Origin of the sequence: Acinetobacter sp. RG5, from assembly GCF_031844265.1 — a bacterium.
GTDB lineage: Bacteria > Pseudomonadota > Gammaproteobacteria > Pseudomonadales > Moraxellaceae > Acinetobacter.
In genome coordinates, this window is record NZ_JAUZUV010000010.1 from 13,126 (window position 1) to 33,076 (window position 19,951).

The 19,951-nt window shown below is 44.7% G+C and carries 16 protein-coding genes; 11 read left to right on the forward strand and 5 right to left on the reverse strand.

Annotated elements, in window-relative coordinates; all coding sequences use genetic code 11:
- Positions 1-6: 6 nt before the first annotated feature.
- Positions 7-444, forward strand: a complete 438-nt coding sequence (aceI, locus tag Q9R21_RS10005; protein ID WP_311204382.1) for a chlorhexidine efflux PACE transporter AceI — start codon at positions 7-9, stop codon at positions 442-444.
- A gap of 175 nt (positions 445-619) precedes the next feature.
- A complete protein-coding gene (locus Q9R21_RS10010; protein ID WP_311204383.1) occupies positions 620-2,800 on the forward strand; it encodes a hypothetical protein in 2,181 nt (726 codons plus the stop codon).
- A 53-nt stretch (positions 2,801-2,853) separates the two neighbouring features.
- Here the strand turns inward: Q9R21_RS10010 and Q9R21_RS10015 are convergent, their stop codons facing one another.
- Positions 2,854-4,371 (reverse strand): acetyl-CoA C-acetyltransferase, encoded by a 1,518-nt coding sequence (locus tag Q9R21_RS10015; RefSeq protein ID WP_005263300.1) that lies wholly within the window; start codon positions 4,369-4,371, stop codon positions 2,854-2,856.
- 240 nt (positions 4,372-4,611) lie between these two features.
- Between Q9R21_RS10015 and Q9R21_RS10020 the strand changes: the two genes are divergently transcribed.
- The 5 genes from Q9R21_RS10020 to dnaX all read left to right on the forward strand — a co-directional run bounded on the left by Q9R21_RS10020 (position 4,612) and on the right by dnaX (position 11,128).
- The gene (locus Q9R21_RS10020; protein ID WP_153566239.1) at positions 4,612-6,003 is read left to right on the forward strand and encodes a 3-oxoacyl-ACP reductase; all 1,392 of its coding nucleotides are present in this window, start codon (positions 4,612-4,614) and stop codon (positions 6,001-6,003) included.
- A 157-nt stretch (positions 6,004-6,160) separates the two neighbouring features.
- On the forward strand, positions 6,161-7,015 hold the full coding sequence (locus tag Q9R21_RS10025; RefSeq protein ID WP_311204384.1) for a MaoC/PaaZ C-terminal domain-containing protein: 855 nt from the start codon (positions 6,161-6,163) through the stop codon (positions 7,013-7,015).
- A 59-nt stretch (positions 7,016-7,074) separates the two neighbouring features.
- Entirely contained in the window at positions 7,075-8,340 is a 1,266-nt protein-coding gene (locus Q9R21_RS10030) for a serine hydrolase domain-containing protein (RefSeq protein WP_311204385.1), read from the forward strand.
- A gap of 78 nt (positions 8,341-8,418) precedes the next feature.
- Positions 8,419-8,862 (forward strand): copper resistance protein NlpE N-terminal domain-containing protein, encoded by a 444-nt coding sequence (locus Q9R21_RS10035; protein WP_311204386.1) that lies wholly within the window; start codon positions 8,419-8,421, stop codon positions 8,860-8,862.
- Positions 8,863-8,995: 133 nt separating this feature from the next.
- Entirely contained in the window at positions 8,996-11,128 is a 2,133-nt protein-coding gene (dnaX, locus tag Q9R21_RS10040; protein WP_311204387.1) for a DNA polymerase III subunit gamma/tau, read from the forward strand.
- Between the two features lie 8 nt (positions 11,129-11,136).
- Here dnaX and Q9R21_RS10045 read toward each other — a convergent pair whose 3' ends face one another.
- Positions 11,137-11,571 (reverse strand): thioesterase family protein, encoded by a 435-nt coding sequence (locus tag Q9R21_RS10045; RefSeq protein ID WP_005252181.1) that lies wholly within the window; start codon positions 11,569-11,571, stop codon positions 11,137-11,139.
- Between the two features lie 44 nt (positions 11,572-11,615).
- Positions 11,616-12,776, reverse strand: a complete 1,161-nt coding sequence (locus tag Q9R21_RS10050; protein ID WP_311204388.1) for an iron-containing alcohol dehydrogenase — start codon at positions 12,774-12,776, stop codon at positions 11,616-11,618.
- 120 nt (positions 12,777-12,896) lie between these two features.
- Between Q9R21_RS10050 and Q9R21_RS10055 the strand changes: the two genes are divergently transcribed.
- Genes Q9R21_RS10055 through Q9R21_RS10070 form a run of 4 tightly spaced genes read left to right on the forward strand, consistent with a single transcriptional unit; the run spans position 12,897 to position 16,631 of the window.
- Positions 12,897-13,403 (forward strand): low molecular weight protein-tyrosine-phosphatase, encoded by a 507-nt coding sequence (locus tag Q9R21_RS10055; protein ID WP_311204389.1) that lies wholly within the window; start codon positions 12,897-12,899, stop codon positions 13,401-13,403.
- A 3-nt stretch (positions 13,404-13,406) separates the two neighbouring features.
- The gene (murB, locus tag Q9R21_RS10060; RefSeq protein WP_311204390.1) at positions 13,407-14,447 is read left to right on the forward strand and encodes a UDP-N-acetylmuramate dehydrogenase; all 1,041 of its coding nucleotides are present in this window, start codon (positions 13,407-13,409) and stop codon (positions 14,445-14,447) included.
- Position 14,448: 1 nt separating this feature from the next.
- Positions 14,449-15,588, forward strand: coding sequence for a YdcF family protein (locus Q9R21_RS10065; protein WP_005263276.1), 1,140 nt, complete (start codon positions 14,449-14,451; stop codon positions 15,586-15,588).
- A complete protein-coding gene (locus tag Q9R21_RS10070) occupies positions 15,588-16,631 on the forward strand; it encodes an alpha/beta hydrolase (RefSeq protein WP_004278806.1) in 1,044 nt (347 codons plus the stop codon). Before Q9R21_RS10065 ends, Q9R21_RS10070 begins: the two co-directional genes overlap by 1 nt.
- A gap of 69 nt (positions 16,632-16,700) precedes the next feature.
- Here the strand turns inward: Q9R21_RS10070 and Q9R21_RS10075 are convergent, their stop codons facing one another.
- Both Q9R21_RS10075 and Q9R21_RS10080 read right to left on the reverse strand, forming a co-directional pair.
- Positions 16,701-18,371, reverse strand: a complete 1,671-nt coding sequence (locus Q9R21_RS10075; protein ID WP_004645422.1) for an FMN-binding glutamate synthase family protein — start codon at positions 18,369-18,371, stop codon at positions 16,701-16,703.
- Between the two features lie 501 nt (positions 18,372-18,872).
- Positions 18,873-19,880, reverse strand: coding sequence for a WYL domain-containing protein (locus tag Q9R21_RS10080; protein ID WP_311204391.1), 1,008 nt, complete (start codon positions 19,878-19,880; stop codon positions 18,873-18,875).
- Positions 19,881-19,951: the final 71 nt, after the last annotated feature.

A 19,951-nucleotide genomic window follows, 5' to 3' on the forward strand; every position in this document is an offset into this window, starting at 1 on the left:
TTTGATATGTTAATTTCCAAAAGAAGGTTGATTCATGCGGCTTTATATGAAGGCATTTTACTGGTCGTGATCGCTGTCCTGCTAAGTACATTGATGCATATGCCGCTTGAGGTCACCGGTGCACTCGGGATTGCTATGGCCGTGACTTCAGTACTCTGGAACATGCTGTTTAATCATTATTTTGAAAAATTTGAAGCAAAACATCGTTTGAAAAGAAGCGTTAAAGTGCGAATTGCTCATGCAATTGGCTTTGAAGGCGGTTTGATGCTGGCGACCATTCCGATGGTGGCTTATGCCTTACACATGAGTCTGGCTCAGGCCTTTTTGCTGGACTTAGCTCTAACCCTTTGTATTCTTGTATATACCTTTATCTTTCAGTGGATTTATGATCATCTAGAAGCCAGACTAGGGCTCCAGCCGGATTATCGGAAAATCTCATCATAAAATATGCCATAAAAAATACCACACAGTTTAGACTCCCTTTTCAGAATGCGAAAGGTGAAATATTCAGCGATGAGGACTTGATCAAGTCCTCATTTTTTATGCTCGAACCCAACTGAAAATTAAGATATAAGACATTGATTTTTTATTTTAATTTTAAAATTTATTGGGGAATTCAATGCTATTTAGACGAGTGACTTTGTCAGTGTCCATCGTGTTGCTGATGTCTGGTTGTGGGGGTGGAGGAGGTGATAGCAGTACGCCACAGCAGACGCTTCCGGATTTCGTAATTTCACCAGGTTCGGGTGAGCAACTGAGCAAAATTGCGGAATTTAAGGTTCTGGATGTAGGTTCGGAATTAACAGCAGGGAATTTCGGTCTGAAAATCTGGAATCCCACCGCCATGGTGGTAAATGGCGATGTGCTTTATATTGCCAATAGTCAGGCCGAATCGAATATTCTACGTTATGACTTAAAACAAAAACGTGCACTCAGTGCGATTGATCCTATGAAAATTTCGGGTCTGGCCAAAAAATGGGACAGCCTGAATGATCTGGAAATTCATGCAGGGCGTTTGTATGTGGCCAATTATGGCTCGAACCGAATTGATATTCTAGATATTAGTGGTGAGCAGCCGAGCTTCATTATGGCACTCGGCATAGGTGTATGGTGGGGCGATGCGCTTAATTATGCGCTGGTACATAGCAATGCAGTGACTGCTGACGACCGTTATGTGTATGTACCTGATATTGAAGGCCGGATCAATGTCTGGCGTCAAAGTGATGTGACAGCGCAAAACCATTTAAAGGCCCGCAAATTTGCACGGCTCAGCTTGCCGGGCTGTGCACGCAACTGTAATGCACGTATGGAGGTCATGGGCGACTATCTGTATACCAGCGTGCCGGATGGTATGACTTATGTCCACGATATCAATCAGATTCAGGAAAATGGAAATAATATTACGCCCATTTTAATAGAAACCAATTTGTCGGCAGTCATGCATCGCCATAACGATGGCCTGGTCTATGTGTCACGGAATGATGGCACTGTAGAAAGTTACAAGGAAAAATCCTTTAACTTGGAGTCTATCTTACCTAATAAAAGTGTGGATACCTTTCGAGACTATATTTTAAAAGGGCAAAACCAGAGCAGCCGAATAGCTAAAGCCAGCGATCTTTATATTTATGGTCAGAATCTATTACACATGGCCAATCAGAAAATTTATATTCTGCCAATGCTGACCCTGCAACAGAATAAATCCACCCAGCTAAACCAAGCTATGATTTTAACCGAATCTAAAGCACGCGAGAGAAGCCGTGTCTTGCAGGATGGTGAATCATGGGAAACCTTGACCAATAGCAGCCAGCGTCATGTCTATATGGACCATATTTTATCGGCAACCCTAAATGGCAATCGCCTGCATTTGCAAAGCTACAGTGCTGTGCCTGTACGTGATTTGCAGATTCGTGCCAAGATTAAAAACTCAGAAGACTGGGTGATTCTGGCAAAGCTGGATCAGTTGACGCCATTTTCGAATGCCAGCTTTGATCTCAAACTGACCGATCAATCCCGTTTCCCGTTGCTCGATGGCACAGGCTCGATCCAGCTAGCAGGTCTGAGTCAGACCACGCAAAATCCAAGCAATATTTTTGATCTGAAAATTAACTCTGAGACCGATGAGCACGTCAAAAAGCTGAACCAGATTAAAGCCAAATGGAAAATTTATTTTGGTACCTATGATGAACCGAATAAATGGTGTCGTATTACGCCGGTCTATGCCCGGGAATGGGTCATGATGATGACCAATCTGGCCTATATGCTCAGTACTCCAGAATTTGAAACCTTATGGTTTAACCATAAAGCGGTCATGGGACACGATTTTTTTGGCAATGATGGTCAGGTAGAAGGGCCGAATGGTTTCTTTCAGCCAGAAGATTATGTCCGGATCTATCGGGAAATTCTTAACCGCAATGAAATTAATCTTGGCATTACCAATATGGGTGGTGGTTTAGGTGGTGGAGCAGTATTAGGAGTAGATACTTGGTTATTCTATGGCCATTACAGATTATCTGGTTATCGAATTATTGCACATGAATTTGGTCATCATTGGGGCGGGCATAATAGTGCCTGGGCCATGTCGAATTATGGCTTTGAAGCTATCGTCGATTGGTTAAACTTCTATTTCCAGCGCCGTCCAGGTTCAATTCCTTATATGGACCCAAATGTGAATGCTTTTCACTTGACGCCAGACAGCGCACTTTGTCAGGGTGTGAACCAGAATATGGTGAAAGGTGTAGCATCGACTGCGCCGTGGAATAAAGTGGATGAATACTTCAAAAATAACCCACTGCCAAATTAATAAGTCATAAAAAAAGCCCCTGAATTGAGGGGCTTTTTTTATAGTGGGAACAATTATTTTTCAATAATCGCTGTGACACCTTGACCACCGGCGGCACAGATGGACACTAGTACGCGGCCTGAACCTTTCTGGTTAATCAGTTTTGCTGCTGTCGCAATGATACGACCGCCGGTTGCTGCAAATGGGTGACCAGCAGCAAGTGAAGAGCCTTTTACGTTCAGTTTTGCACGGTCAATTGAACCCAGTGGAGCGTCTAAACCTAAACGCTCTTTACAGAATTTCGGATCTTCCCAAGCTTTCAGCGTAGACAATACTTGAGATGCAAAAGCCTCATGAATTTCATAATAGTCGAAGTCTTGCAGTTTCAGACCCGCACGCTCCAGCATACGTGGCACTGCATAAGCAGGCGCCATCAACAAGCCTTCTTTTTTCTCAACGAAATCAACTGCGGCAGTTTCCTGGAAAGTCAGGTAAGCCAACACTTCATGGCCATTTGCCTTCGCCCATTCTTCAGAAGCCAATAGCACACAAGAAGCACCATCTGTCAGTGGCGTAGAGTTACCTGCTGTCATGGTACGGGCATCACCTTTACCAAAAGCAGGTTTAAGTTTTGCCAGCTTCTCAACTGAAGAATCAGCACGCAGGTTATTGTCACGTTGAAGACCCAAGAATGGTGTAATCAGGTCATCAAAGAAACCTTCTTCATAAGCTGCAGCCATTTTCTGGTGTGAAGATGCAGCCAGTTCATCTTGCGCTTCACGGGAAATTCCCCATTCCAGTGTGGTAATCGCCTGATGATCACCCATAGACAGACCTGTACGCGGTTCACCATTTTTTGGTGCATCCATCAGGTCTTTCACATTGATCTTGGTCAATGCTTTCAGACGGTCTTTTGCAGTTTTCGCGATATTTAGCTCAAGTAATGCTTTACGTAAACCGTCACCAAAAGCAATCGGTGCATCAGAAGTCGTATCTACACCACCTGCAATGCCTACTTCGATTTGACCTAGAGCAATCTTGTTCGCTACCAGAAATGCCGCTTGAAGGCCAGTACCACATGCTTGCTGAATGTCATAAGCAGGGGTTTCCGGTGCAAGAGCAGTATTTAGTACACATTCACGAGTCATGTTGAAATCGCGGCTGTGTTTCAGTACAGCACCTGCAACCACTTCACCTAAGCGTTGACCTTGAAGGTTAAAACGTTCAACCAGACCATTCAGGGCTGCTGTGAACATATCAGTATTGGATGCCGTAAAGTAAGCACCGTTAGAACGTGCAAATGGAATGCGGTTACCACCAATAATAGCAACGCGGCGAACTGTATTTTGGCTCATGTTTGGTTCCTGTTGAACAGAAGTCTGTGTTATAGATGTTGAATCTTGTTGGCTTGAAGTCGTTTTTTTGGTACGTGCAGATGTACTGCGTGTACGTGTGGTTTTAGCCGGACTTTTTTCTGTGGCATTGGCTGTATCAGGATTTTTAGTGCTACGCTTGCTACGCGTTGATGGTTTTGACACAGTTTCTGTCGCAGAGTTCTCGACTGCTGGATTATCTTGAGTTGTTTTGCTCATAAGGCTTTACCAGGCAAATAGATCGTCTTCTTGGCGCTTACATTAGCACAGAAGAAGATAGGCTGTATTGACTACAATGACATTACAGGCTGCGCTCAGGTCAAGTCATCTGCCTATTATCTCAAGTATGATTGGGCAGAATCTGGTGGATCTGTTGAAATATAAGTGTCTGGCATCATATTGAAGTTTAAGGATAACTTTAGATCAACCAAAAATTAATTTGTATGAGAGATAATAAACATGACTGATCAGTACCAAACTTTTGCAAAATCTCCTATTGGTAAATTTGTCATTAAAAATTTGGGTCTGCCATCCCCAACTTCTTTAGACCGTTTTGAGTCTGCTACGCCGGTGGTAAAAGGCGCAGTATTATTGGGCGCAGCACCAGCAAGTCCATTGACGGGTGCTATTGCTCAGGTTCTGGCAAATATTCATGCCAACAGCTATGCAGGTAATAATGCTGAGTTGCAACAGGCGGCTGCAGCATCTGGGCTGAATCTGGGTGCATTTAACCCGGGCGATAAAGAATCAAAATTCAAGGTCGTTATTTTTGATGCTTCAGGGATCGAAAATTCAGAACAGTTAAAATCACTTTATGATTTCTTTAACCCGATTGCGCGTCAAATCCAAAGTTCTGGCCGTGTCGTGATTGTAGGGACTACGCCTGAAACTGCTAAATCAGTCAGTCAGTCAATCGCTCAACGTGCACTGGAAGGTTTTGTAAAATCTGTTGGTAAAGAGTTTAAAAAGGGAATTGCAGCGAACCTGATCTATGTAGATGCTGGTGCAGAAGCAAACCTTGAGTCTGCTTTACGTTTTGCAGTTTCTCCACGTTCTGCCTATGTTTCTGGTCAGGTGATTCGTGTTTCACCTGCTGAAAAAGTAGACGTAGACTGGACCAAGCCATTAGCGGGTAAAACTGCGGTTGTGACAGGCGCAAGCCGTGGTATTGGTGAAGCGATTGCCCATGTATTGGCCCGTGATGGTGCACATGTCATCTGTCTGGATGTTCCACAACAGCAGGCTGACCTTGATCGTGTAGCTAGTGAGATCGGCGGTTCTACCTTGGCTATTGATATTACAGCTGCAGATGCAGGTGAGAAGATCAAGGCAGCGGCAGCAGAGCATGGCGGCTTAGACATCATTGTGCACAATGCCGGAATTACCCGTGACAAGACCTTGGCCAATATGAAGCCTGAACTGTGGGATCTGGTGATTAACATCAACCTGTCGGCGATTGAACGTGTAAATGACTATTTAATCTCCAACGATGGTCTAAATGCCAATGGTCGTATTATCTGTGTATCCTCAATTTCAGGCATTGCAGGTAACCTGGGTCAAACCAACTATGCAGCGTCTAAAGCGGGTGTGATTGGTGTGGTGAAATTCACAGCACCAACTTTAAAAAATGGTATAACCATTAATGCCGTTGCACCGGGCTTTATCGAAACACAAATGACGGCTGCGATTCCATTTGCGATCCGTGAAGCGGGCCGCCGTATGAATTCGATGAGTCAAGGCGGTCTACCTGTCGATGTTGCAGAAACGATTGCAATGTTTGCTGCTACTGCATCAACAGGTTTAAATGGCAACGTGGTACGTGTATGTGGTCAAAGTCTTTTAGGGGCTTAAAGCATTCAAGTTCTCTCTTGCGCTTTATTGAAGCTCAGGGGGAGGATTTAGGAGAGGGAGATTAGGGGCCTTTTTTTAGCCCTCTCTCTAACTCTCTCCCAAAGGGAGAGAGAACTCCACTCATATATAAATGAAAAGAATATTTTAAAGGTTCAGTATGAATACGCGCCATTTTAGTCAACTTCCAAAACCTTATTTAGCCTATCCAAAAGTGATTCAAGGCTTGATTTTTAAAAAGCCGAAAGCTGAAAAAGTTCTACCGCAAGTTGAATATGAGGTGGATTCATTCAAGGTCGATCAAAAACATCTGAAAGCCTATAATGAAGTCTGCGGTTTTAAAAATAATGGTTATATTCCAGCAATCTATCTGACGGTGCTTTCACAAAGTCTACAAATGCACATGATGACTTCAGAAGCATTTCCGTTTCCGATCTTGGGTCTGGTACATATCCGTAACCAAGTGAAGCAATACCGTAAAATCGGCGTCAATGAAACCTTGACCCTAGCATGCAAATTTGGCGAATTGCAGCCACATGATAAAGGTGTGCAGTTTGATTTCATTACTACAGTCAAAGTGGCAGGTGAGGTCGTAGTTGAAGCATTAACCACTTATCTGTCACGTCAAAAGACCAATGCTAAAGCGGCTGCTAAACCTGCAGAAAGCCAAGCGCCAGAATACAAACTGAATAATGAATGGAGCATCTCGGAGAATACGGGTCGCCGTTATGCCATGACCTCAGGTGACTTTAACCTGATTCATATTCATGCAGTTACAGCGAAAGCCTTTGGCTTTAAACAGGCAATTGCACATGGTATGTGGAGCAAAGCCAAAGCACTGGCGAATCTGTCATTGCCAGATGCTTATGAAGTTGATGTCTGGTTCAAGTTGCCGATGTACTTGCCATCTAAAGTTGAGTTCCTGACCGCGCAGGCAGCGAATGAGACAGATTTCCTGATTCGAAACAGTAAGAGTCAAAAACCGCATGTCACCGGTCATATCAAAGCGATTTAAATCTGGATCAAAAGCCTAAACCCGATTTAGGCTTTTTCATTTTAAGGGATCAATATTCTATGGATAGAATGATGCAGCCAATTAAAGATTATCTGTTTGCTGATCAGCACAATTATCAGGGCAATGTCGATGAGCGTTTCAGTGACCTTGCCCGTCAGTTTAGCCGTTTGCAGGATGCACGTACCGAACAGGGTGGTGCCGCACTGGTGGTATATTTTGAGGGACAAAAGGTCGTCGATATTTATACCGGTAAAAAGTCTGTCACTGAAAACTGGCAACCGGATACCATGTCGCTGTGTTATTCCACAGGCAAAGGTGTGCTGGCGACTTTGGCGCACATTCTGGTGAGTCAAGGTTATCTGGATTATGATCGACCGGTTGCAGAATACTGGCCTGAATTTGCACAAAAGGGTAAAGAAAATATTACTCTGGCGCATATGCTGAGTCATCAAAGTGGCCTGTTTGATATCCGTAATATGATTGATGATGCCACTGAAATGGCCGACTGGTCGCATATGCTGGACCGGATTGCGACAGCAGAACCACGTTTTCAGGTTGCTACAGATGCCGCTTATCAACCGCTGACCTTTGGCTGGCAGGTGGGTGGTGTACTGGAAAAAGCAACAGGTAAAAAACTGGGTGTACTGATGAAGGAATATCTGGTTCAGCCATTACAATTAAATGGCGCCTATTTCAGCGTGCCGACGAATGAGTTGGCTCGGGTGGCCTTACCTATTTTAAAGCCTAAGATAACCAAGTCTCAAACACAGACTTCGAAAAAAACCACACCAAGAAAGCCGAACCTGATGGAGCGAGCCTTGGTCTTTAGCGGGCAGGATCCTCAGGATTTTCAGGATGCCATGATTCCCAAAGGCATGAAGAAATTTAGTTTTTTTAGTGAACAGGGGCTAAAAGCCATTATCCCATCTGCTAACGGTGTCTTTACCGCAGAGAGTCTGGCAAAAATCTATGCCATGCTGGCCAGTCATGGTGAATGGCAAGGTCAGCAACTGATTTCGCCTGAGGTGTTCCAGCGACTGAGTCAGGTGCAGTACAAAACACGCGATCGGATCATGCCTTTACCGATGCACTGGCGCTTGGGTTATCACCGTGTTCTCACTTTAGGAAAAGCCTCTAAAGGTTTTGGTCATATGGGGTTTAATGGCTCTGGTGCCTGGTGCGATCCTGAGCGCGGTTTGAGTTTTGCCTATACGCATAATTTCCCGACAGGTTCATTAACTGGAGATTACCGTCTTTGGGGCCTGACGCAAGAAACCTTGCGCTGTGCGGATGCGGTACTGACCGGTCGCAAAGGCTGGCGCTAAATATCCCTGATTTGGGAGTTTAGCCCGTTAGCTAAATATGTTATTTTGTCGCGCAGTCCATGGCTGTGGTGTGAAGTAATGAAAAAAGTGCTGGTGATTCCTCTGGTCGCAAGCAGTGCGTTGTTCGGATATCAGGAGCCGAATCAGCCAGCTGCAAAAACGGTGATGGAAGCCAAAGCTCAGATTCCTGTCTGGGTTGGGAGTTATCAGGGCACGACGCCATGTATGGGATGTTTTTCAAGTTGTGAAGATTGTCCGGGTATGGCAGTGGCCTTGACCTTGAATGAAGATCAGACCTTTACTTTACAGCGTGAAAGTTTAAGTGGACATAATAAAATTGAAACGATGAGTGGGCAGATTCGGTTTCAGGATGAATCACAACAAAAGATTGAACTGCTGAATGTCGATACCCGAAATCTGCTCTATGTCGATCTGAAAAAGCATGTTCTGGAAATTCGTGAAGATCAAACAGGCAAACGCTACCAGATGCAAAGTGACTTTATCTTGTTTGAATCCGTCTAATTTTAAAAAAGCATTTGTTTTATATCCCTTTTTCAATGAGTTTGATTAAGGGATTTTTATTCTTTATAAACCGGCATTCATTTCACTATTTCATAAAAAAACAGTATGCTTAGACCTGTAAAAAGGAGCATACATGTATCAAGTACTTGCGCGAAAATACCGTCCTCGTAATTTCAATGAATTAGTGGGGCAAAACCATGTATCACGTGCTTTAACCAGCGCGCTCGAACGTGGTCGTTTGCATCATGCCTATTTGTTTACGGGAACGCGTGGTGTTGGAAAAACCACGATTGCACGTATTTTGGCGAAGTGCTTGAACTGTGAAACCGGTATTACCTCGACGCCTTGTGAAGTCTGTGCAACCTGTACCGCAGTCAATGAAGGTCGTTTTATTGACCTGATTGAAATTGATGCGGCGTCACGCACCAAGGTGGAAGATACACGTGAGTTGCTCGACAATGTGCCTTATGCACCGACTCAAGGTCGCTTTAAAGTCTACCTGATCGATGAAGTGCACATGCTCTCCACGCATTCTTTCAATGCGCTGTTAAAGACGCTGGAAGAACCGCCAGAACATGTCAAATTCCTATTTGCAACCACCGATCCGCAAAAACTACCCATTACCGTAATTTCTCGCTGTCTGCAATTTACTTTGCGTCCATTGGCAGTCGATGAAATTACTGAACATCTAGGCCATATTCTTAGCAAAGAAAGCATTCAGTCTGATCAGGATGCCATCTGGCAGATTGCTGAATCTGCGCAAGGTTCATTACGTGATGCCTTGTCGTTGACCGATCAGGCGATTGCCTATGGTCAGGGAGCGATTCAGCATCAGGATGTCAAAGACATGCTGGGACTGATTGACCGCACCATTATTTATCATCTGATTCTGGCGATTCACCAGAACCAGAAAGCGCAGGTCAGTCAGTTATTACTACAATTCCGTCAGCAAGCTCTGGATGTGTCACTGGTGCTAGACCAGCTAATTTCGACACTGCATGAACTGGCTTTATTGCAGTACCTGCCAGATCTGAGCCTGAAATATAGTGCCGAAATCAATCGAAAGATCATGCAGTTATCGGCTCTCATCTCAGCACAAGACCTGCAACTGTATTATCAGATTGCCTGTAAAGGTCGTGCTGATCTACAGCTTGCAGTTACGCAAGAACAAGGCTTTGAAATGACGGTGCTACGTTTGCTGGCTTTCCGTCCATTACAGCCAAGCGAAATTCCGGTGATGCAGGAGACTGCACCGCAACAGGCAACAACTCATACAACACGCCTACAGCAGTCCGTTCAGACACAACCTCAATCTGAATCAGTAGAAACACAATCATTGGAGGCAGAACCGGTATTTGATGATTTCTCTCTGGACGATGAGTCGGATGAGGAGATTGATGTCGCATCAGCGTCTGAACCTTCTTCGGATGATTTTTTGGATGAGGAAGAGCCAACCAACATCAATGCACCTGAACCTGTCCAGCCTGTAGCAACTCAAACAGTGATTGAAGAGATTCAGTCTGCGGATCAGATTGTTTTTGATCCAAATGACGACAAAGGCCTATTTGGTTTTGATGAAATCAAGAGTTCTCCAGAAGCACCGGTTACAAGCAACAGTTCAGATGATTTTCTGCTTGAAGAGTTTATTCCTGCAGATGCTGTGATTCATACCGAGCCAGCCCAAGATATCAAGTCTGCTGATGAGGAATTTAGTCTTGCTGCACCGGAATTAGAACTTTCACAGGAATTGATTGCTCAGCCTGCTCTTGAAAATACAGCGCCGGTTCAGCCAGTCGCACAGACAGCTTTGCTGGAAGATATTTCTCAAGATGTAAATACGCAGAATCTGATGCCACAGGATATTCTGAAAATACCTGAACAAACCTTAGAAGGTGAGTGGAGCGTAGAAAAATGGGAATACTGGTTCCGTAATAGCCAGCTTTCTCCAGCGGTACAGGAACTGGCGCAGTATGGCATCATGACTGGTCAGATGAATGGCGAATCCGTTTTCCATATTCCTGAACAGTACCAGCAGTTGCTGACCCAGTTGCAACATCATCTGGAAGCTGCTTTGCAACAGCAATGGCCGCAAACCAATTTCCAGGTGAAATTTGAAAATGTGGACCAGTTAACGCCATATACCATGCAGCATCAGCGTAAGGCACGTGCCTTTAAACGTGCCGAAGAATTGTTACATGCTGAACCGGCAGTACGCAATCTGTTACAGCAGTTTGACGGTGAACTGCAAAATATTCAGCTGAAATAGGCTGGATGTTAAGTCACAACAAATCGAGATAAAGCATCCCGCATTTCAACTGGAATCGGGGTGCTTTTTCGTGTCTCACGATCGACAAATACATGGACAAAATTGCCTTGCGCAGCGGCTGTATCTGAGTTGCGTTTAAAAATAGCCAGATCATAGCTGAGTGATGAGCTTCCCATGCTTTCAATGGCCACGCCCACTTCAATAATTTCCGGATAAGACAGTTCCTGATTAAACTGACAGTTGGAGCTGACTACCAAGCCAATCATCGGGGAGTATTTAGGATCAAAATCAGCTTCCTGAATCAGCAGGGCATTGGCGGCGGTATCAAAATAACTATAATAAGTCACATTGTTGACATGGCCGTACAGATCATTGTCTGCCCAACGGGTTTGAATGGGCAGGAAAAAAGTATAGTGTTCGCGCTGTTTGATGGTGGCTTTCATCACTATTCAGTCCTCAGCTAGATAAGGCTTAAGTGGAAATTGATCTAGGCATAGATCGCCTGATAAATCTGATAAGCATCCTCCACCTTGAGTTCACGTGGATTATTCTGCAACAGCCGGCTTTGTTGCATCGCATCTTCTGCCATGACCTGCAGCATATCTTCCGGAATATTCAACTGATTCAGTTTTAGGGTCAAACCGCTTTGCATCAGATGATTATTAAAATGATCAATAAATAGATCGGTCAGGCCATCATGACAACCTTTACTGCGGGGATCCAGCCAGGTCATCAATTCCGCATAGAGCTGTTTGGCCGCTGGCGCATTAAACTTTAATACTTCAGTTAGAACCAGTGCATTGCTATGCCCGTGTGACAGGTGAAAATGTCCACCAAGCGGATAAGCCAGCGCATGTACAGCAGCGACCGGTGCATTGGCAAAGGCTTGTCCGGCCAGCATGGAACCAATCAGCATATTTTGACGCGCATCTAAATCATTGCCGTCTTGCAGCACGCGCTGCAGATTGGCACTCAGTAATCTTAAAGCCTGTTTGGCCAGCATATCCGAATAAGGGTTTTTCTTGTGTTTTGAGGTATAAGCTTCAATGGCATGCACCATGGCATCAATGCCGGTGGCGGCAGTGATCTGTGCCGGAAGATTTTGGGTAAAGGTTGCATCCAGAATGGCAATATCAGCAAAAAGGATCGGTGCCACAATACCGGTTTTAGTGGTTTCACCTGTGGTGACAATCGAAATCGGCGTCACTTCTGAACCTGTTCCAGCCGTAGTTGGTACCAGAATTAAGGCTAAACGCGGTCCGGTGGCATTATCAACGCCATACAGATCAGACAATGTCTGATGCTGCTCGGGATGTGCCAGAATCGCGATCAGTTTGGCCACATCCATCGAGCTGCCACCACCAAAGCCCAGAACCACATCAATATTTTCCTGTTTTGCAAAAGCCACCGCTTCAAGCACCACTGTATCGGGCGGATCGGCCTGAACATCCGAGTAAATCACATACTCCAGTCCGGCAGATTCAATAATATCCAGAATCGGCAGATGTAATTGCTCCTTCAGCATACCCGGGTCAGTCACCAGCAGAAGACGGCGATAACGGCCATTTTTTAGAATTTTAAATAATTCCTGAATCGTGCCTAGTCCGGCAATGATATTGGGGACGGTTTGAAACTGAAAACGATTCATGGCGATATCCTTGATTTTTTTATTGCAAATACGAGATTATTCTATGGTTGTAAGATAGGAATCAGTATATAAATAACTTAACATAAGAATCCTTAAAATAAAGTAGCTCTGAGGTTGTTTATGTCATCCAGAACGCCATACAAGGTGTTATGTGTTTGTTTGGGAAATATTTGCCGCTCTCCCACGGCAGAAGTTGTACTCAGACATTATTGTGATGAACAGCAACTGAATATTGTGGTCGGTTCTGCCGGAACCAGTAATTATCATCCGGGCAAGGCACCGGACTTGCGTAGCCAGAAGCATGCACTAAAACGTGGCTATGACCTTTCAGCACTTCGCGCACGTCAACTCATTCCACACGATTTTATTGATTATGATCTGATTCTGGAGATGGATCAGGAGAATTTATCCAATATCCAGAACATACAGCGTCTGGCAGAAACTCAGTTTGGTCATGTACGTGCAAGTGTGGCATTGATGAGTGAGCATGATCAGACCTATCCGAAACAGGCCTTACCGGATCCCTATTATGGCGAAGCGGATGGCTTTGAACGGGTGCTTGATCAGTGTGAGTCCAGCAGCCAGGCCTGGATTGAGATTTTTAAACAGAATTTACACAAGGTTTAAGCGATGCAGATTCAAACCCAGGTTCAACTTAAACCTTTTAATACCTTAAATTTAGAAGCAGTTGCTTCGCACTATGCTCAGATTCAATCCACCGCTGATCTGCTGGCTGCACTGGATTTTGCTGAACAACAGCAACTCAATGTGCTGATCCTGTCAGGCGGTAGCAATATGTTGCTGCCGGAGCAGATTGATGCACTGGTTTTGCATATGGATATTCAGGGCATAGAGATGCTGGATGCTGATGATCAGTCGCAACGTTTACGTGTAGGTGGTGGTCAGGGCTGGCATGACTTCGTGCTCTGGACTACGACACAAAGTTTATATGGCCTACAGAATCTTGCTTTAATTCCGGGTCGGGTCGGTGCATCGCCAGTACAGAATATTGGCGCTTATGGCGTCGAAGTTGGCGAGTTTATCGATTCCGTTGAGGTCTATGACCGTCAGCTGAAACAATTTGCCTCGATTCAGGCAGCAGACTGTCAATTTGCCTACCGGCATAGTATTTTTAAAGATGATCCTAACCGTTATGTGATTACCCATGTGACTTTTAGATTACTTAAACAGCCAGATTTGAAACTGAATTACGGTGACCTGAAGACTGCGGTCGTTGATCAGCTCACAGCAGAAAACTTGCAGCAACAGGTCATTCAGATTCGTCAGAGCAAATTACCTGATCCGCAAGAATTTCCCAACGTGGGTAGCTTTTTTAAAAATCCAGTGGTTGATCAGGCGGTCTTTGACCAAATTGCTGTATCTTTCCCGAATTTACCCCATTACCAACAAGCCAATGCTCAAGTTAAACTAGCAGCGGGCTGGCTGATTGATCAGGCGGGCTGGAAGGGTAAACAGTTGGGGCCTGTCGGCATGTTTCACAAACAGGCATTGGTCTTGGTGAATTATGGTCAAGCCTCTCTCACCGATGTTCGTAAAACGTATCGTGGGGTACAGCAATCAGTTTGGGAAAAATTTAGTCTGATGCTGGAACCTGAACCTGTATTGTTCGATAAAAATGGCTTGATCCGTTCTCATCAGGAAGAGGAATAACATGAAAAACACCCATTGGATGGTACGTTTGCTACAAATTGTCACTGGACTGTTTGTGCTATGCGGCTGTCTACTGGTGTTGGTTTATACGCCTTTTTACTCAAAAATGATCGTCAAGGGCTTAAACCAGTTTGTCTCCTTAGAGCTAAATGAAGTCGCGGCTCAAAGCCAGAAAATGGCTGCACTCAGCGAACATGAAAATCTGGAACCTGGCTCTGATTTGTGGATTGCCCGTCAGGCGTATTTAAAGGTCATGGAACAGGATATCCAGCAAAATAACTCGGCCAACCTCATGTTGATTCAGGCACGTTATAAAGCACTGCAGCAGGTGATTGAAGAATATCAGCGCGAACAGCAGGATCAAAAAGCAGAGCAAAGTCCACCTGCTCAGGTGCCCTTATTGTCCTCACAGGAAGATGCAGAACCAGCCGATCCGACAGCCAATGTCCGGGAATTGCTGGAGTGGGACAGTAGTGAAAATAAGGAACGCATTGAGCAATATATGGAGTTTCTGACGACGCATCCACTTGAGCAGGGTGAAGCCAGTTCGGTACAGGAAACCGATGGAGAGGAAATCCAGCAGGACTTGGCTTTACTACAAGAGCAACAGCAGGCTAAACCGGCGAATAGCTCCCAACCTTATGCCATTGTGGTATTGGGTGGTGGCTTAACCCTAGATGACCAAGGCAAAGAGATCATCGTCAATAACTATACGCGACTACGTCTGGAAACTACGCTGGCAGTAGAGAAACATTATCAGTTGCCGATTGTTCTGAGTGGGGTCGAAGCGCCGTATATGCAGCGCTGGTTAAAAAATCATGGTGTCGATGCCAAATTACTGGAAGATCGCAGCATGAACACCTGTGAAAATACCCGTTTCAGTTCATTATTATTACAAAAGAAAGGTGGAGCGCCTACAGTGATTCTGATTACGGATCGTTATCATATGCCGCGTACCCGCCGTTTGTTTGCATTAAATGGCATACAAACCATTCCGGTAGAAGCGCCGATGCCAACGCCATTGACACGATGGCGTCCAAGTGCACAAAATTATGATCACAGTCGTCGTGCCAATTATGAAATGTTGGCGACCATGCGCGATATGTGGTTTGGATCCAGTGACTGTCGGGAGGTGCCATAATGTCTGATATCCCATTTTTAAATCCCACCATTCTGAAACAGCTGGATTTACCCATTCCGAGTCGGGATGTTACGCCTCAACTCTTGCCACCTTTAAACCTGAATCGTAGTGATGAACCGCCGATTGATCTGCAGTCCTATCGAAAGCTTTATGGTTTTGATTTACTGGACTGCAAACACTGGCAGGGCTATGTACAGATGCCATTATTCAAGTTGCATGTACAGGTGTTTGAACCGAATCTGGAAAATACCCGCTTTGACAAGATTCAGGGAACTGCTTTTCTGTTGCATGGTTATCTGGAACATAGCGGCATTTATCAGCCGATTGTCAAAGAGCTTTTAGAACAGGGTTTTAGTGTGTTGACCTATGATCTGCCTGGACATGGTCTGAGTGATGGTTCACCTGCCAGCATTCAGAATTTTGATCATTATCAGCAGGTTTTACATGCCGTACATCGTTATGTGCAGCACGCTTCACAATTACCTAAACCTTGGGTCGGCATCGGGCAGAGTACCGGCGGTGCGATCTGGATGCACCATTTACTGGAGTTTGCGGAACGTCGTGAAAATCCTTTTGTTGAACGAGTCTTATTGTTATCACCATTGATTCGTCCCGCTAAAACTGCCTGGTGGCATAATTCGGTCGGATTGGGCATTATTAGCCGAATCAAACGTGAAGTTCCCCGACATTTCAGACGCAATAACCATAATCCCGAGTTTCTGCGTTTTATCCGGCTTAAAGATCCATTACAACCGCGGATGATGGGCATGGACTGGATTTTAGCGATGTCACGCTGGATGCTGGAAATGGAAGCGCGTCCGGCTTGTCGTATTCCAGTCTGGCTGGCACAGGGTGCACAGGATCAGACTGTGGACTGGCGTTATAATATCGAATTTATCCGGCGTAAATTCCGGCTCCAGACTTTGCTGATGCTGGAAGAAGGTTCGCATCAGTTAATCAATGAGCGTGCTGATATTCGTGCGGCACTCACGGGGCTGATTCCGGCCTTTTTGCATGCACATGGCAGCAAAACTTATTATTGATAGATTGAAAATTGAATATTTAAAAAGACGTTTATGAAAACGCCTTTTTTTAGTTTTAATGTTATCGATTTAAAATTTTTCTAATTGGGCCAAATTCCACATCCGGAAGTAAAAGTTCTCCTCATCCTTATTTTCACAGGACAATAATTCGCCTTCTTTGAGCCAAAAATGAATCTGCGCAAAGTTCTTTATTTCGTGATTATTCACGCGTTGTGCCAGATGATGCGCCTTAATGGCTGAAGGGTGTTTCAGACCTGCGGAAGCAATCAGTTCAGACAGGGCATGTAAGGTGTTTTTATGGAAATGAAATACCCGTTCTGCCTTGGTCGGCACATGTAAGGCTTTCTGGCGATCTTTATCCTGGGTGGTGACTCCCACAGGGCATTGATTGGTATGGCAACTTTGTGCCTGAATACAGCCTACTGCAAACATAAAGCCACGAGCAGAGTTCACCCAATCCGCACCAATGGCAAGCGTGCTGGCAATATCGAATGCACTAATAATTTTACCACTTGCACCAATTTTGATCTTATCTCTCAAACCTGCACCAACCAGGGTATTGTGTACAAACAGCAAGCCTTCTCTTAAAGGGGCACCGACATAGTCAATTAATTCAATGGGTGCAGCTCCCGTTCCACCTTCAGAGCCATCAACCACAATAAAATCCGGGTAGATCTGGGTATGTAACATGGCTTTGACCATGCTCATAAACTGCCATGGCTGGCCCAGACAAAGCTTAAATCCGACCGGTTTTCCGTTGGAAAGTTCACGTAATTTTTGTATAAAATGCATCATTTCAATCGGTGTGCTAAATGCCGGATGACTTGAAGGAGACACACAATCATGATCACGGCTGATGCCTCGAATTTGGGCAATTTCTTCTGAAATTTTACTTTTAGGTAAAATACCGCCGTGGCCAGGTTTTGCGCCTTGCGAAAGCTTGATTTCAATCATTTTTACCTGGGGTAATTTGGCTTGTGCAGCAAAACGTTCCGGATCAAACTGCCCATCTAAAGTACGGCAGCCAAAATAACCGCTGCCAATCTCCCAGACTAGATCACCGCCATATTCCAGATGGTAGGGACTGATACTGCCTTCTCCAGTATCATGGAAAAAATCACCTTTTTGAGCGCCAAGATTAAGGGCCCGTATCGCATTGGCGCTCATGCTGCCAAAGCTCATGGCTGAGATATTTAAAATAGAAGCTGAAAAGGGCTGGGTACATTGCTCATTCCCTATCAGGATGCGAAAAGTCTGCGGGTCGGCAACTTTGCAGGGCGTGATGGAATGACTAACAAAGCGGTAATTATCTTCATAGACATTCAGGATCGAGCCGAAAGGTTTATCTGAATTTTCATTTTTCGCCCGCTGATACACCAGACTGCGTTGCATACGGGAAAAAGGCAGTGCATCCCGGTCGGCTTCAATAAAATACTGACGAATCTCGGGACGGAATTCCTCAAAAATAAAGCGGAAATGTCCCATGATGGGATAATTTTTCAGAATGGAATGCTTATTTTGTAGTACATCATACAAACCCAGCAAACTCAGCAGAATGCTCAGGATCCATAGGGTATTCACTAACGTTTGCGGCATAAAATAATAGATATAACGCGGTGAATAACCGATATGAAATGTAGTAAAAATTACTGCAATCAGAATGCAGGCAAACCAGACCGAATGGCGGGAAAAGAAAGTATTAAGCAGCTTGTGACGTACTAATTGAGCAGGGTTAGCCATTGTAAAATTAAGTCCCTATTTCTACTTCTATAGGGCTTTATGATGTGCAGAGCAAGATATCTTATACAAGCAGAGAATTGTTATTCGATTTTATAAACTTGCCGAAAATAGTATTAAGCCAAGCAATGAATCAGCAGCGATTACAGATAAATTTTGCGGAAAAAGTACTATAGAAAAATTCTGCAAAAGACATGCATTCTATTTATTTCACAAGTAAGGCGGATGACTTTATAGTCGGTTTATTCACTATATAGGAGTCTTAAACTATGACCAAAAAATCCATTCGCTTTAATAATGCTGAGCTGGCTTGCTCATGTCTCAGTCATTTTTAAATATTGATGTTTCATTCAAGCTGCATTTCGGGGTGTCAAAGAAAAGCAGATTGGCACAGCGGCAGATCACCACAACAAGAACAAAAATATAAGCATAATTCTCCAGTCCCCAATTTGGGGATTTTTTTATTCTGGAATACCTAAAAGAATCTGGATGAAGCCTGTGTAGTTAATGGTTTTCCTCATCCAGTTGAGCGACTGCATTGGCCACAATACTCGGTTCAATATGTTTAATCTTTTTACCAAAGCTACGTAGCCACCAGACCAGTTGCGAGGTAAATGGCACGGTAGCAGTGATCAGCGACATGCCATCTTCCATTTTTTCAATTTTCTGGTCTTTGCTGAGCTGGCTTTCCTCAAAGTAATGTGCATCCGATTCCGACATCCTGAGTTTTAGCGTGACATTTTCAGTAGGGTGGTTGAAGTCCACCCGGAAGCCCAGCGCACCAGAATCAATATACTCATCAATATCGAAATTGACCGGATGCAAGGCACGTGAATTCAGCACGACGGCCGATTTAAAGCGGTGCAGGGCAAAGGTCTGGATATCGGACTTGTCATGACGGGTACACACCAGATAGATGATTGACCCTTTTTGTACCAATGCCAGAGGATTGAGAATATAGGTTTTTTCTTCGCTATTATGACCGCGGCCCTGATACACACATTCCAGTTGTTTGTCTTGTAACAGGCCTTCATACACCGCTTGCTGCGCGGCCTTATCTACCACAGGGGGAATCAGGGGTTGGGTAGCCGGAACAATGCGCACACGGTTAATCCATTGCCGGACATTGTTCTGGGAAGAAAGACTGCGTCGTGCCAGATCAAACCACGGATTCATTTCCTCGATCAGGCTCGGTGGCAGCAGATGTTTTAAATGTTCTTCGACCATCATGAAAGTGACCGCTTGCGAGCTGGTCATATGCGGCAAACTTTGCAGCGGCGCATCTGAACGCCAACGCCAGCCTTGCGGCGTGGTTTTACTGCTTTCAATCGGAAAGCGTTGAGCAATCTGATTCAGGTCGCGCTGAATGGTGCGCAGACTGATATCGATGCCTTCACGATTCAGGATTTCCTGTAATTCACGTGTTCCCATCCATTTGCCGGTAGAAAGGCGCGACAAGATTTGCCATTGGCGATACAGACTGTTTGAAGTTTCTTTTTCTTGTGCTGACATAATTTATTTTGCTGGCAATAAAGAAGAGGGAATCTAGGCTTAGCTTAACACAATAAAAAAACTCTGATTTT